The following is a 13,856-nucleotide window of genomic DNA, read 5'->3' on the forward strand; positions in this document are numbered from 1 at the left end:
GGCCGCCTCAGAGATGCACGGTGGCGGCCACCAGCCTGCCCACCAGCGGACGCACCACCATCACGCAGACAAAGGCCACGGGCATGGCCAGCACATAGGTCTGCATCACGCGCCGCAGGTAGTCGGCGCCCAGGCCGCTGTTGGCGCCGACGATGGCGCAGCACATCAGAAACGCCATGATGGCCGACATGTAGAAGGCAAAGACGATGGGCGCGAAGCGGCGGTGCAGCTTGCGGCTGCGCGGCGCCGCAGGGGTTGCGGGAGCGATGGAGGCAGAGGTATCGGGCATGAAGGCGTATCCGGTCAGGCCGCTTGTCGATTCGGCGCGGCAAGTGCGCAACTGTAGGCAAGGCCCGGGCCGCCGTGTAGAGGGCTGCAGCTTGGTGCACTCGTAAGCTATATTGATGAATTGATTTTTCATCCATAGGTTTTTGTGCCTAATCTGCGCTCCATCGAGACCTTCGTCAAAGCCCTGGAAGGCGGCTCCATCGCCTCGGCCGCGCGCCAGCTGGGTATTTCTCCTGCAGCGGCCAGCCAGAACATCGCCCGGCTGGAGCGCGAACTGGGCACGCGCCTGATCACGCGCACCACGCGCTCCATGGCGTTGACCGAAGCCGGCGAGCGCTATCTGGCACGTGTGGGCCCTGTGCTGCAGGAGCTGGAAAAAGCGCAGTCCGACCTGTCGCAGCTGCATGGCGAACTGCAGGGCCGGCTGCGCATCGCCTGCATGGCCGCCTTTGGCCGCCATGTGCTGGCGCCGCTGCTGCCGGCCTTTGCCGCGCGGCATCCCCGGCTGGAGCTGGAGTTGCTGGTGGTGGACCGGCAGGTGGATGTGCTCAAGGAAGACGTGGACATCAGCGTGCGCTACCGCGATGTGCTGGAGCCCGGCATGGCCGTGCGCCAGCTGGCGGCCGTGCCGCGCGTGCTGTGCGCCTCGCCGGCCTACCTGCAGGCCCACGGCAGGCCGCAGACCGCGCAGGACCTGCTCGACCATGCCTGCCTGCTGTACCGGCGCGAGGCCGATGGCCGCTTCATGCGCTGGCCGTTTTCACGCGACGGCAAGCGCGTGGACCCGCAGCTGCGCGTGACCGCCATCGCCAGCGATGTCGATGCACTCACCGAAATGGCCGTGGCCGGTGGCGGCATCGTCTGGATCGGCAGCTTCATCGCCCACCGGTACATGCGCGAAGGGCTGCTGCAACCGCTGGCCCTGGGCCCGGCGCGCAAGGGGCAGCTGCACTTCGATGACACCACGCTGGATTTCTTCGCCTGCTTTCGCGACCGCCAGTACGTGCCGACCAAGGTGCGTGCCCTGGTGGACTATCTGGTCGAGACGCTGCCGCAGCAGCCCATGCTGCGCTGGAACGCCTCGGCCTGAGACCGGGTTCAGTGCCCCAGGTGCTGGGGCAGGACTTCCTGCAGGATCGTGGTGGCGATTTCCTCGATGGACTTGGTGGTGCTGGACAGCCACTGGATGCCGCTGCGGCGCATCATGGACTCGGCCTCGGCCACCTCGTAGCGGCAGTTGGCAAGGCTGGCGTACTTGGAGTCGGGCCGGCGCTCGTTGCGGATGCTGGACAGGCGCTGGGGGTCGATGGTCAGGCCGAACAGCTTCTTGCGGTAGGGCACCAGGGCGGGCGGCAGCTGCTTGCGCTCGAAATCCTCGGGAATCAGCGGGTAGTTGGCCACCTTGAGACCGAACTGCATGGCCAGGTACAGGCTGGTGGGCGTCTTGCCGCTGCGCGAGACGCCCACCAGGATCACGTCGGCGCCCGTCAGGTCCTGGTGGGTCTGGCCGTCGTCATGGGCCAGCGTGTAGTTGATGGCCTCCATGCGCTCCAGGTATTCCTTGCTTTCGCTGATGTCGGCGAAGCGGCCCACGCGGTGCAGCGACTTCTGGCCCAGCTCCAGCTCCAGCGGCCGCACGAAGGTGCCGAACATGTCGAATACCTTGCCCTTGCATTGGCTCTCGATCAGGTCGAGCATGTCCTGGTTGACCAGGGTGGTGAAGACGATGGGCTTGTGGCTTTCCGACTCGGCCACATGGTTGATCTGCCGCACGGCCTGGTGGACCTTGTCCATGGTGTCCACGAAGGGGATGCGGACCAGGCGCGACTTGGTGTCGAACTGGGCCATGATGGCCGTGCCAAAGGTCTCGGCTGTAATGCCAGTGCCATCGGAGATGACGAAGATGGTGTGGGTGTGCATGGTGGTCGGGCTCTGGACAGGGGGCTGCCGTCGGTTCACGGCAAACGCCTACAATGGCGCCCATTATTCCCAATTTCCCATCCATGCTCGCTGCCGGCCTCCAACCAGAACAGCAAAGCCTCGCGCACGCCTGCGTGGGTGGATCGACCGTGCCCGGCTTTGGCAGCCGGGGCGGCGCACTACGGTTTTCAACTTCTGGAGCTTTCCCATGTCTCAACTGTTCGAGGCCACCGCCCTCGTCGTTCCGTTTGAACAACTGAGGATGACCGATGTCGAGTCCGTAGGCGGCAAGAACGCCTCGCTCGGCGAAATGATCTCGCAGCTGCCGCAGGGCGTGCGCGTGCCCACGGGCTTTGCCACCACGGCCCATGCCTTCCGCCAGTTCCTGGCCCACGACGGCCTGGCCGACAAGATCAGTGCCAAGCTGGCCGCCCTCGACGTGGAGGATGTCCGCGCCCTGGCCCAGGTCGGTGCCGAGATCCGTGCCCTGGTCGAGAACCAGCCCTTCCCGGCCGATCTGGAGCAGGCCATCCGCGAGGAATTCGTGCGCCTGCAGGGCGGCAACGAGGCGGCCTCGTTCGCCGTGCGTTCCTCGGCCACGGCCGAAGACCTGCCCGACGCCTCGTTCGCCGGCCAGCAGGAAACCTTCCTGAACGTGGTGGGCATCGAGTCGGTGCTGCACAAGATGAAGGAGGTGTTCGCCTCCCTGTACAACGACCGCGCCATCTCCTACCGCGTGCACAAGGGCTTTGCCCATGACGTGGTGGCCTTGTCGGCCGGCGTGCAGCGCATGGTGCGCTCCGACCTGGGCGCGGCCGGCGTGATGTTCACCATCGACACCGAATCGGGCTTCGAGGACGTGGTCTTCATCACCTCCAGCTACGGCCTGGGCGAGACCGTGGTGCAGGGCGCCGTCAATCCTGACGAGTTCTATGTGCACAAGCCCATGCTCAAGGCCGGCAAGAAGGCCCTGATCCGCCGCAACCTGGGCTCCAAGCTGATCCAGATGGTCTTTGCCTCGCCCGAGGAAAAGGCCGCCAGCGGCAAGCTTGTCAAGACCACCGACGTGGCCCATGAGCTGCGCAACCGCTACTCGCTGTCCGACGAGGACGTGCAGCAGCTGGCCCACTATGCCCTGGTCATCGAGCAGCACTATGGCCGCCCCATGGACATCGAGTGGGGCAAGGACGGCACGGACGGCCAGCTCTACATCCTGCAGGCCCGCCCCGAGACCGTGAAGAGCCAGGCCAAGGGCCAGGCCGAGCAGCGCTACGCCCTCAAGGGCACGGGCAATGTGCTGGCCGAAGGCCGCGCCATCGGCCAGAAGATCGGCACGGGCCCGGTGCGCCTGGTCAATGACATCGCCAACATGGACCAGGTCCAGCCCGGCGACGTGCTGGTGACCGACATGACCGATCCCAACTGGGAGCCGGTGATGAAGCGCGCCTCGGCCATCGTCACCAACCGTGGCGGCCGCACCTGCCACGCGGCCATCATTGCGCGCGAGCTGGGCATTCCGGCCGTGGTCGGCTGCGGCAACGCCACCGATCTGCTCAAGGACGGCACCCTGGTCACCGTCAGCTGCGCCGAAGGCGATACCGGCAAAATCTATGACGGCCTGATCGAGACCGAGGTCACCGAGGTGCAGCGCGGCGAGATGCCCGCCATCAAGACCAAGATCATGATGAACGTGGGCAACCCCCAGCTGGCCTTCGACTTCGCCCAGCTGCCCAACGAGGGCGTGGGCCTGGCCCGCCTGGAGTTCATCATCAACAACAACATCGGCGTGCACCCCAAGGCCATCCTGGACTATCCCGCCGTGGATGCCGACCTCAAGAAGGCCGTGGAGTCCGTGGCCCGTGGCCATGCCTCGCCGCGCGCCTTCTACGTGGACAAGGTCGCCGAAGGCGTGGCGACGATTGCCGCCGCCTTCTGGCCCAAGCCCGTGATCGTGCGCATGTCGGACTTCAAGTCCAACGAGTACCGCAAGCTCATCGGCGGCAGCCGCTACGAGCCCGAGGAAGAGAACCCCATGCTGGGCTTCCGTGGCGCGGCGCGCTACATCTCCGAGGACTTCGGCGAGGCCTTCCGCATGGAGTGCGAGGCACTGCGCCGCGTGCGCGAGGACATGGGCCTGACCAACGTGCAGATCATGATTCCCTTCGTGCGCACGCTCAAGCAGGCCGAGCGCGTCACCCAGCTGCTGGCGGCCAACGGCCTCAAGCGCGGCGACAACGAACTCAAGCTCATCATGATGTGCGAGGTGCCCTCCAACGCCATCCTGGCGGACGAGTTCCTCGAGTTCTTCGACGGCTTCTCCATCGGCTCCAACGACCTGACCCAGCTCACGCTGGGCCTGGACCGCGACTCCGGCCTGGAGCTGCTGGCCGCCGACTTCGACGAGCGCGACCCCGCCGTGCGCAAGATGCTGTCGCGCGCCATCAAGGCCTGCCTGGACCAGGGCAAGTACGTGGGCATCTGCGGCCAGGGCCCATCCGACCACCCGGACTTCGCCCAATGGCTGGCTGACGAAGGCATTGCCTCCATCTCGCTGAATCCCGACAGCGTGGTCGCCACCTGGCAGCGCCTGGCGCAGTAAGGGCTGGCAGCGTCGCCATGCATACGCCGGACGCGCACTTGCATGACGACGCAGTCGGGGGACCGTCCGAAGGCGAGACCTTCGCCCCCGACCTGCACGACATCCACCATCTGTGGCTCAAGGCCGTGCTGCTCGCGGTCTGGGTCGCCGTCTCCTTCGGTGCCTGCTACTACGCACGCGACCTGCAGGCGCTGGTCCCCGACTGGCCGCTGGCCTACTGGTTCGCGGCCCAGGGGGCAGTCCTGATGTTCCTGGCCATCGTCATCGTCTATTGTCTGTCCATGGACCATTTCGAGCGCCGCGAGGCCCGGGCCGCTGCCCCGTCTGAACCCGCCGCCCCGCAACCGCCCGCCCCGCCGTCGCCTCCCGGCCATGGCTGAGCGCTCGCTGCTGACGGCCGCCTCCCGCTGGCGGCTGCACCGCATCGTGGCCCTGTACACGCTGGGCGTGCTCGGCTTTCTGGCCCTCATGTTCTGGGCCGAGCAGCAAGGCCTGTCGCGCCACTGGATAGGCCCCATCTTCCTGTTCTTCACCGTCATGGTCTACGCGGCCATCGGCGTGTACCTGCGCACCAGCGATCCCGAGGAGTACTACGTCGCGGGCCGGCGCATCCCGCCCTTCTACAACGGCATGGCGGCAGCGGCGGACTGGGTCAGCGCGGCGTCCTTCATCAGCCTGTCGGGGGCGCTGTACCTGCAGGGCTTTGCCGGCGTGCCGGGGCAGGCCGGCGGACTGGCCTACCTGCTGGGCTGGACGGGCGGCTTTTGCCTGGTCGCCATGCTGATCGCGCCGCACCTGCGGGCGATGAAGCTCTACACCATTCCCGACTTCTTCCAGCAGCGCTACGGCGGGCGCTGGCCGCGCGTGATCGCGGCGCTGGCTGCCGTGACCTGCTCGTTCACTTACGTGGTGGCCCAGATCTACGGCGTGGGGCTGATTGCCTCGCGGCTGACGGGCGTGCAGTTCGAGATCGGCATCATGCTGGGCCTGGGCGGCGTGCTGCTGTGCTCCTTCCTGGGCGGCATGCGTGCCATCACCTGGACCCAGGTCGCGCAGTACGTGGTCATCCTGCTGGCCTTTCTGATCCCCGTGTCCTGGCTGGCCTACCGGCAGATGGGCAATCCCGTGGCGCCGCTGGCCTATACGGCCCAGCTCGGCCAGATCGCGGAGATGGAGCAGCGCCTGCTGGACTCGCCGGCCGAACAGGAAGTGGTCGCCGCCTACCGCCTGCGCGCCGAGGTGCTGGAGGACAAGCTCAAGGACGTGCCGCGCGTGCTGGCCGCCGAGCGCCAGCAGCTTTCCGAGCGCATACGCGATCTGCGCACGCGCAGCGGCGACATTGGCGCCATCATGGCGGCCAGCCGCGAACTGGCCGCCATGCCGCGCGACGAAGCGACTGCGCGCGCCCTGTGGACACGCCAGCTGCAGGAGATGCGCGAGCGCGAGAAGCCGCTGGGCGGCATTCCGCTGCACAGCCTGCCCTTTGCCGGCAACCCCGATGGATCGGCCGAGGAACGTCAGGTCTACGAGGACAGCCGGCGCAACTTCCTGGCGCTGATGTTCTGTCTCATGGCCGGCACGGCAGGCCTGCCGCATTTGCTCACGCGCTACTACACGGCGCCCTCGGTGTCGGGGGCGCGGGCCTCGGTGGGCTGGACGCTGTTCTTCATCGGCGTGCTGTACATGAGCGCGCCGGCCCTGGCCGTGCTGGTCAAGTTCGAGGTCATGAACAACCTGGTGGGCATACGCTTCGACGAATTGCCCACCTGGATGGCGCAGTGGGCCCGGGTCGATGCCTCGTTGCTGGCCGTGGAAGACGTCAATGGCGACGGTGTCCTGCAGTTCGGCGAGATCCGCATGGGCGCCGACCTCATCATGCTGGCCACGCCCGAGCTGGGTGGCATGCCGTACGTGGTCTCGGGCCTGGTCGCGGCGGGCGGCCTGGCCGCCGCGCTGTCCACGGCCGATGGCCTGCTGCTGACCATCAGCAATGCGCTGGTGCGCGACTTGTACTTTCGCGCGCGGCGGCGCCGCGCCTCGCCCGAGCAGCGCGTGATCCTGTCCAAGTTCGCGCTGCTGGTGGTGGCGCTGTCGGCCGCCTTCGTGGCCTCGCGCCGTTCCTCGGACATCCTGCCCATGGTCACGGCCTCGTTCTCGCTGGCTGCATCGGCCTTTGTTCCGGCCATGGTGCTGGGCATCTTCTGGCGCGGCACCACGCGTCGCGGGGCGGTGGCCGGCATGCTGGCCGGCCTGGGCATCACCGTCTACTACATGGTCTCGCACGTGCCCGCGCTGCAGCCTGTGTTGCCCGAGGCGCTGCATGCCCGCCTGTGGTGGGGCATACAGCCGATTTCCTCGGGTGTCTTCGGCGTGCCGGCGGGCCTGCTGGTGACCTGGCTGGTCAGCTGCCTGGACCCGCGCCGGCGCGCTGCGGCGCGCTCCGTGCCAGGGCGCGTGGCCTGACGCGGCATGGGCTCTATGGGCCGACGACATTGCCAACGAAATTGCCAACGAAATTGCCAACGAAATTGCCAATTTTTGTCTTGATGGCAGATCTGGATCAGTCCCGGCCCAACTGAAGCCCGCGCGTGCTGGAAAACCCGCTTTTGGGAGCCGGAGGCTCATGACACGCTGCGAGCCGTGTCCGATCCGATCCCCTGCAGAAAATTGCGTCCGCCATGCATCTTGTGAAAACGTCCGCCGGCCAACAGGCATTCAAGGAACGCCATGCCGATCTCTCTCCCCGGCTGCGCTCGGCATTTTTGCTGTTTGACGGCCAACGCAGCGTGGCGCAGGTGCTGCAGGCCGTTGCCGGCATGGGCGTGACCCAGGACGAAATCCTGGCGCTGGTGGAGCGCGAATGGCTGGCGCCCCGCGATGCAGCCGAACCCCGGCTGGGCGTGGTGGCCGTTGCGATGCCTTCGGTCCCTGCCGCGCCTGCTGCAGCGGCCTCGTCCACGGATTCGGCTGGCGATGCCCCCGCGCAGTCCGAGCCATCGCTGGCCGTGCGCTATCGCAACGCCTATCCGTTGGCCGTGGCCATCACGGCCAACCTGGGCCTGAAGGGGTTCCGGCTCAACCTTGCCGTGGAAGCGGCCATGGGTTACGACCAGCTGGTGGCACTGGCACCGCGCCTGCGCGAGGCGGCCAGTCCTGCCAGCTACCTGCCGCTGCACGAGGCGCTGTTCGGCAAGGCACCTTGAATGAGGAATGGCCCCCACGCGGCCCGAGAGGGTTTGGGGCGGCCCGTCCATGAAAAAAGGCAAGGCGCCTTCGCACCTTGCCTTTGCATGAACCTGTGGGTGCAGGCTCAGACCGCCAGCAGCTCCACGTCGAACTTCAGCGTGGCGTTGGGGGGGATCACGCCGCCGGCGCCGCGGGCGCCATAGCCCAGCTCGGCTGGGATGATCAGGGTGCGCTGGCCGCCCACCTTCATGCCTTGCACGCCTTCGTCCCAGCCCTTGATCACCATGCCGCCGCCCAGGGGGAAGACGAAGGGATCGTTGCGGTCCTTGCTGGAGTCGAACTTGGCGCCCTGCACGCCGTTGTTGTAGAGCCAGCCCGTGTAGTGCACGGTCACGCTGCGGCCGCGCTGGGCTTCGGCGCCGTCGCCCACGACGGTGTCTTCATACTGCAGGCCGGATGCGGTGGTGGTGAAAGCCATGGTGGTATTCCTTGAGAGAGAAACGGTAGGGGGAAAGGAGACGACCCGGCGGGCCGGTGGCCCTGCGCGGGAAGAGGCCGTGGCGCCTGGTGCCGCGCCCGGCCTGACATCACTTCTTGGCGCGCGCGGCCACCCAGCGGTTGGCGAATGCCTGCACATCGGACAGGCGCTTGAGCAGGTCCTGGCCGGCCAGCGTCACGGTATAGCCGTCGGAGCCATGCTCCAGCAGCCCGCATTCGCGCAGTTCCTTGATGCGGGTGTTCAGCGTGTTGGGCGTGATGCCGCCCACGCTGTCTTGCAGCAGTCGAAAGGTCTGAGGATGGCCGTCACGCAAAGCCCACAGCACGCGCAACGCGTAGCGGCATTCGAGTTTCTCGAACAGCTGGTTGATGGCGGCGTTTTCCTTGGAGCTCATGACGCTTCTCCTTGCGCAATGGTGTGTGTGAGCCGGCGGGGGCATCCGGGTGGGACGCGCGCCGAGCCAAGTCCCGGGGAACTATAGCTCTGGATCCATTCTGCTACAAGTTTGGTAGCTCAAAACCCACAGCGGCAATGCGCTTCGCTAGAGGAATACGCGAATCTCCGAACCAGTGTTGCAGGCCCGCCACGCAACCTGCCCGCTGGACTTCGGTTTCTCAGCTCTTGAGTTTGAGCAGATAGGTCATGACGCTGGCCGTGGTGTGCTCCAGCTCCAGAAAGCCGCTGAAATCGCGGCCTGCCTGCCACGAAGGCTCCCAGCGGTTCTGCCGCAGGGCGCGCTGCCAGCTTTCGTGCTGGGTCGCCTGCTCCACGGCGCCCAGCAGGGCCTGGGCGCGTGCGGCGCTGACCTGCTTGCCCGTGAAGACGGCGCGCCAGTTGGCCATGTCGGCATCCAGTCCCTGTTCGCGGAACGAAGGCAGGCCGAACAGGCTGCGGCGCGAAGACACGCCAATGGCGCGCAGCCTGCCGCTGGCCAGGGCTTCGCTGAACTCGCTGTAGCCGGACACGCCCATGCGCGCATCGCCCTTGAGCAAGGCCTCCACCACCTGGGCGCCGCCCGGAAAGGGCTTGTAGACCAGTTGCTCGGGCGCCGCCTTGGCGGCGCGCGTGAGCAGGCCGGCAAACATATGGTCCACGCCGCCGGCCGAGCCACCCGCAAACGACTGGTGGGCCAGATCGCTGCGCAGCGCGGCGACCAGGTCCTTGGCATTGCGGATGGGGGAGTCGGCAGGCACGGCCACTACCAGATAGTCGCTGGTCAGGCGGGCAATCGGCTGCACGTGCGACATGTTCACGGCCGGCTTTTGCAGCGCCACGGCACCGACCATGACCATGCCGCCGATCAGCAGCGCATCGGGGTCCTGGCCATGGCGTTCGACAAACTGTGCCAGGCCGATGGTGCCGCCCTTGCCGCCCAGGTTTTCATACTCCACGCGATCTGCCGCGCCGCAGGCCACCAGGGCCGCGCCCAGTGCGCGGCCGGTCTGGTCCCAGCCGCCCCCGGCATTGGCCGGAATGACGATGCGCAGGCTGGCGGCCACGCGCTGGCCCCCGGCGGCAGCGCGCGGCGCGGCATGGGCCAGCGGGGAGCACAGCATGGCCAGGGCTGCGCCCTGTGCCAGCAGCTGGCGGCGGTTCTGGCGCGTGCCGTCACCGGAGTGGGCGGCGTTGGCAGTGGTTTGCGAAAAGCTCGGAAGGCGCATGCAGTCTCCAATCGGGTTCGCGCGCCATTGTGGGCGCAAATGAATCAGAAAAGCAGATTATGTAAGCATGTGCGTCAGCTAGTTGACATAACGCAGGCTGTCTGGCGGCATGGGTGCCAGACGCTTCAGGCGAGGGCCCACCGACGGTGCATCGCTGTCCCGGGATGCGTGGGGGCATGCGCGCTCCGGGGGCAAGGAGCGGAGATGGAGCGCCGTGACACAGATGTCGATTAAGCCGGTAAAGCTTGTGTAAATGCGATCAATTCTTATTCGTGGGCGGTAGAATCCCCCGGCCTTTTTCTTTCCTGTGCTCCCCGTGGCCGCCGCCGTGATGGTTGTGGCCGCGTGGTGCTGCCGCCTGCCTCTGTTGCGATGACATCCCCCAAACCGGACCCTCGGCGCCGTTCCTACTGGCTCAAGACACTGCACGAGTGGCATTGGGTCAGCTCTGCGCTGTGCCTGATCGGCATGCTGCTGTTCGCCGTCACGGGGTTCACGCTCAACCATGCGGGGCAGATCGAGTCCAAGCCGCGCATCGTGCGCGGCGAGGCGGCATTGCCGGACGCGCTGCGCGTGCAGCTGGTCCGGCAGCAGGCCAGCCAGTCGCGCGACCGTGCTCCCGTGCCTGCGCCATTTGCGGACTGGGTGCGCGGCCAGTGGGGGCTTGAGGCAGAGGGCCGCGAAGCCGAATGGACGGCCGACGAGCTGTATGTGTCCCTGCCTCGCCCCGGCGGCGATGCCTGGGTGCGCGTGGCCCTGGCCGATGGCGAGGCCGAATACGAGCGCACCGACCGGGGCTGGATCGCCTATCTGAACGATCTGCACAAGGGCCGCAACACGGGCGCTGCCTGGAGCTGGTTCATCGATATCTTTGCCGCAGCCTGCCTGGTGTTCACCGTCACCGGGCTGTTCATCCTGAAGATGCACGCGGGCAACCGTCCCTTCACCTGGCCCATGGTCGGCATGGGGCTGGTGATTCCCATGCTGCTGGCCCTCCTGTTGATCCACTGAGAACCGAAAGAGCCTTGCCTATGAATCCGCACTTCTCTCTGCGCTACACCATGGCGCTTGGCGCCTGCCTGGGCGCGGCCCCGGCCTTTGCCGCCGGCCTGAACGTGGGCGTGGAGGTCCCGCGCCTGGATGTCGCCGAGTACCACCGCCCCTATGTGGCCGTGTGGATCGAGCGCGCCGACGCCTCGGTGGCCGCCACGCTGTCGGTCTGGTACGACGTGAAGATGCGCAATGCCGAAGGCACGAAGTGGCTCAAGGACATGCGCCAGTGGTGGCGCCGCACGGGCCGCGACCTGACGCTGCCCATCGATGGCGTGACCAGCCCCACGCGTCCCGTGGGCAAGCACCAGCTGAGCTTCACCGAAGGCGCCAACCCCTTCGCCAAGCTGCCGCCCGGCGAGTACAAGCTCGTGGTCGAGGCCGCGCGCGAAGTCGGCGGCCGCGAAGTGGTCACCGTGCCCTTCAAGTGGCCTGCCGCCAAGGCCGAGCAGCTGAGCGCCAAGGGCAGCAGCGAGCTGGGCGAGATCAGCGTCGAGCTCAAGCCTTGAAATTGAAACCCCCTGAGGCCTTGCGCGTCCTCCCCCTCACGAGGCGGGTGACGCCATCGCTGCGGGGCGGCGCGGCCGGCCAGGCCCTTGCCCGGCATCCCTGAACTGGGCCCTGCATGTGGGCGGGCCACGCATCTTGCGGGGCACCCATGTGCCAGCCCCATCCACGAACCAAGGAGAATCTTCATGAAGTCCAAGACCCGCTTTGCCATCCGTCTGGCGGCCAGCCTCGCCATTGCCTGCGGCGCCTTCCAGTCCGCCCAGGCCCACAACCTGTGGCTGCTGCCCTCGACCACGGTGCTGTCCAAGGCCGAATGGATCACGGTGGATGCCGCTGTCTCCAACGACCTGTTCTTCTTCAACCACGTGCCGCTGGGCCTGGACAACCTCGTTGTCTCGGCGCCGGACGGCTCGGCCGTCGCGCCGCAGAATGCCCATCGCGGCAAGCTGCGCAGCGTGTTCGATCTGGACCTGCAGCAAAGCGGCACCTACCGCCTGGCCATCGTCAACGACGGCCTGTTTGCCTCCTGGAAGGACAAGGCCACTGGCCAGAACCGCCGCTGGCGCGGCTCGCCCGAGAAGTTCGCCGCCGATGTGCCCGCTGACGCGCAGGACCTGAAGGTGACCCAGTCCGTGGGCCGCATCGAGACCTTCGTGACCGTGGGCAAGCCCAGCGCCGTCAAGCCTTCGGGCAAGGGGCTGGAGCTGGTGCCCGTGACCCATCCCAACGACCTGGTCAAGGGCGAGAAGGCCACCTTCGCCTTCCATGTGGACGGCAAGCCCGCCGCCAACCTGGAAGTCGTGCTGGTGCCCGGCGCCACGCGCTACCGCGACAACAAGGGCGAGATCAAGGCCACGACCGACGCCAAGGGCGAGTTCAGCGTGACCTGGCCCACCGCCGGCATGTACTGGGTGGATGCCGACGCCCAGGACAACAAGACCTCGCTGCCCCAGGCCAAGGAGCGCCGCCTGTCCTATGTGGGCACGTTCGAGGTGCTGCCCTGAGCCTTGCGTCCCCACCCGGGGCCCCGCCCGCGCCCGCGCCTGCGCCCGTGCGCGTGAGCTTCGCGCCCGCCCTGTTGCAGGGCAGCGCAGGCCGGAGCCTCGCCGCGCCTGTGTCCGCGGGCGCGGCGTCCTTTGCCGTCTCCGGCTACGCGCCGCAGGCCGTGCGGCGGGCAGACCCCGCCGCGCTGCAAACACTCACCGGCGAGGCCATGGGCACGACCTGGAGCGTGCGCCTGCACAACCCGGGTTTCCGCCCGCTCGATGAGGCACGCCAGGCCATAGAGGCTGCGCTGGCCCTGGTCGTGCGCCAGATGAGCAACTGGGAGGCTGATTCCGACATCTCGCGCTTCAACCGCGCAGAGGCGGGCAGCTGGCATGTGCTGCCTGCCGAATTCTTCACCGTGCTGACCTGTGCACTCGATTGGGCGCAGGCCAGTGGCGGCGCCTGGGACCCCACCGTGGGGCCGCTGGTCGAGCTGTGGGGCTTCGGCCCGCGTGCGGAAAAGGCGCAGGGCGCCGGCATCCCCGATGCCGATGCACTGCGGCGGGTGCGCGAGCGCGTGGGCTACCAGCGCATCGTGCTGGACCTGGAGGGCCGGCGCGCGCTGCAGCCCGGCGCCGTGCATGTGGACTTCAGCGGCATTGCCAAAGGCTATTCGGTGGACCTGGTCACCGAGCACCTGCAGGCGCTGGGCCATACCGATTTCCTCGTCGAAGTGGGCGGCGAGCTGCGTGCCTGCGGTCAGCGCCCTGGCAACCTGCCCTGGCGCGTGGCCGTGGCCAGCATGGCGGACCAGTCCACGCCGCTGGCGCTGCCGTTGCGCGACATGGCCATCGCCACCTCGGGCGACCACTGGCATACCTTCGAGCAGGGCGGGCGCCGCTACTCCCACACCATCGATCCGCGCAGCGGCGAGCCCGTGGCGCACGGCCTGACCAGCGTCACCGTGCTGCATGCCGAATGCATGCAGGCCGACGCCCTGGCCACCGTGCTCACCGTGCTGGGGCCGCGTGCGGGCCTGGACTTTGCCGAGCAGCACGGCGTGGCCGCACTGCTGTGCGAGCGCACGGCGCAGGGCCCTGCCATGGCGATGACCACGGCGTTTGCCGCGCTGGCGCCGTGAGCGCCCCTAACCTTT

Annotated in this window: 14 protein-coding genes; 9 read left to right on the forward strand and 5 right to left on the reverse strand. The window is 67.5% G+C overall.

Annotation, left to right across the window (positions count from 1 at the left end; translation table 11 throughout):
• Positions 1–7: 7 nt before the first annotated feature.
• Entirely contained in the window at positions 8–289 is a 282-nt protein-coding gene (locus GRX31_RS05390) for a DUF2798 domain-containing protein (RefSeq protein WP_016447604.1), read from the reverse strand.
• 144 nt (positions 290–433) lie between these two features.
• On the opposite strand from GRX31_RS05390, the gene GRX31_RS05395 reads away from it, so the two are divergent.
• Positions 434–1,378 carry a LysR family transcriptional regulator gene (locus tag GRX31_RS05395; RefSeq protein ID WP_043791855.1) on the forward strand — a complete coding sequence of 315 codons (945 nt, stop codon included), beginning with the start codon at positions 434–436 and terminating at the stop codon, positions 1,376–1,378.
• Between the two features lie 8 nt (positions 1,379–1,386).
• On the opposite strand, the gene ppsR is transcribed toward GRX31_RS05395, so the two are convergent.
• A complete protein-coding gene (ppsR, locus tag GRX31_RS05400; RefSeq protein WP_016447602.1) occupies positions 1,387–2,208 on the reverse strand; it encodes a posphoenolpyruvate synthetase regulatory kinase/phosphorylase PpsR in 822 nt (273 codons plus the stop codon).
• Between the two features lie 208 nt (positions 2,209–2,416).
• On the opposite strand from ppsR, the gene ppsA reads away from it, so the two are divergent.
• The 4 genes from ppsA (at position 2,417) to GRX31_RS05420 (ending at position 8,010) form a co-directional block, all read left to right on the forward strand.
• Positions 2,417–4,807, forward strand: coding sequence for a phosphoenolpyruvate synthase (gene ppsA, locus GRX31_RS05405; protein WP_016447601.1), 2,391 nt, complete (start codon positions 2,417–2,419; stop codon positions 4,805–4,807).
• Positions 4,808–4,824: 17 nt separating this feature from the next.
• Entirely contained in the window at positions 4,825–5,187 is a 363-nt protein-coding gene (locus tag GRX31_RS05410; RefSeq protein ID WP_016447600.1) for a DUF4212 domain-containing protein, read from the forward strand.
• A complete protein-coding gene (locus GRX31_RS05415; RefSeq protein ID WP_016447599.1) occupies positions 5,180–7,270 on the forward strand; it encodes a VC_2705 family sodium/solute symporter in 2,091 nt (696 codons plus the stop codon). Before GRX31_RS05410 ends, GRX31_RS05415 begins: the two co-directional genes overlap by 8 nt.
• A gap of 215 nt (positions 7,271–7,485) precedes the next feature.
• Entirely contained in the window at positions 7,486–8,010 is a 525-nt protein-coding gene (locus GRX31_RS05420; protein ID WP_160851794.1) for a hypothetical protein, read from the forward strand.
• A 107-nt stretch (positions 8,011–8,117) separates the two neighbouring features.
• Here the strand turns inward: GRX31_RS05420 and GRX31_RS05425 are convergent, their stop codons facing one another.
• From GRX31_RS05425 to GRX31_RS05435, 3 genes are all read right to left on the reverse strand, one after another.
• Positions 8,118–8,471: an FKBP-type peptidyl-prolyl cis-trans isomerase gene (locus GRX31_RS05425; protein WP_012206859.1), complete on the reverse strand. Its 354-nt coding sequence runs from the start codon at positions 8,469–8,471 to the stop codon at positions 8,118–8,120.
• A 109-nt stretch (positions 8,472–8,580) separates the two neighbouring features.
• Positions 8,581–8,886, reverse strand: coding sequence for a winged helix-turn-helix transcriptional regulator (locus GRX31_RS05430; RefSeq protein WP_012206858.1), 306 nt, complete (start codon positions 8,884–8,886; stop codon positions 8,581–8,583).
• Positions 8,887–9,106: 220 nt separating this feature from the next.
• On the reverse strand, positions 9,107–10,153 hold the full coding sequence (locus tag GRX31_RS05435; RefSeq protein WP_160851795.1) for a Bug family tripartite tricarboxylate transporter substrate binding protein: 1,047 nt from the start codon (positions 10,151–10,153) through the stop codon (positions 9,107–9,109).
• A gap of 372 nt (positions 10,154–10,525) precedes the next feature.
• Between GRX31_RS05435 and GRX31_RS05440 the strand changes: the two genes are divergently transcribed.
• The 4 genes from GRX31_RS05440 (at position 10,526) to GRX31_RS05455 (ending at position 13,841) form a co-directional block, all read left to right on the forward strand.
• On the forward strand, positions 10,526–11,164 hold the full coding sequence (locus GRX31_RS05440) for a PepSY-associated TM helix domain-containing protein (RefSeq protein ID WP_016447596.1): 639 nt from the start codon (positions 10,526–10,528) through the stop codon (positions 11,162–11,164).
• A 20-nt stretch (positions 11,165–11,184) separates the two neighbouring features.
• Positions 11,185–11,712 (forward strand): DUF2271 domain-containing protein, encoded by a 528-nt coding sequence (locus GRX31_RS05445; RefSeq protein ID WP_016447595.1) that lies wholly within the window; start codon positions 11,185–11,187, stop codon positions 11,710–11,712.
• Between the two features lie 186 nt (positions 11,713–11,898).
• Entirely contained in the window at positions 11,899–12,717 is an 819-nt protein-coding gene (locus GRX31_RS05450) for a DUF4198 domain-containing protein (RefSeq protein ID WP_160851797.1), read from the forward strand.
• Between the two features lie 47 nt (positions 12,718–12,764).
• Positions 12,765–13,841, forward strand: coding sequence for an FAD:protein FMN transferase (locus GRX31_RS05455; protein WP_160851799.1), 1,077 nt, complete (start codon positions 12,765–12,767; stop codon positions 13,839–13,841).
• Positions 13,842–13,856 lie beyond the last annotated feature (15 nt).

The organism is Delftia sp. CH05, assembly GCF_009827015.1.
Taxonomy (GTDB): domain Bacteria; phylum Pseudomonadota; class Gammaproteobacteria; order Burkholderiales; family Burkholderiaceae_C; genus Comamonas; species Comamonas tsuruhatensis.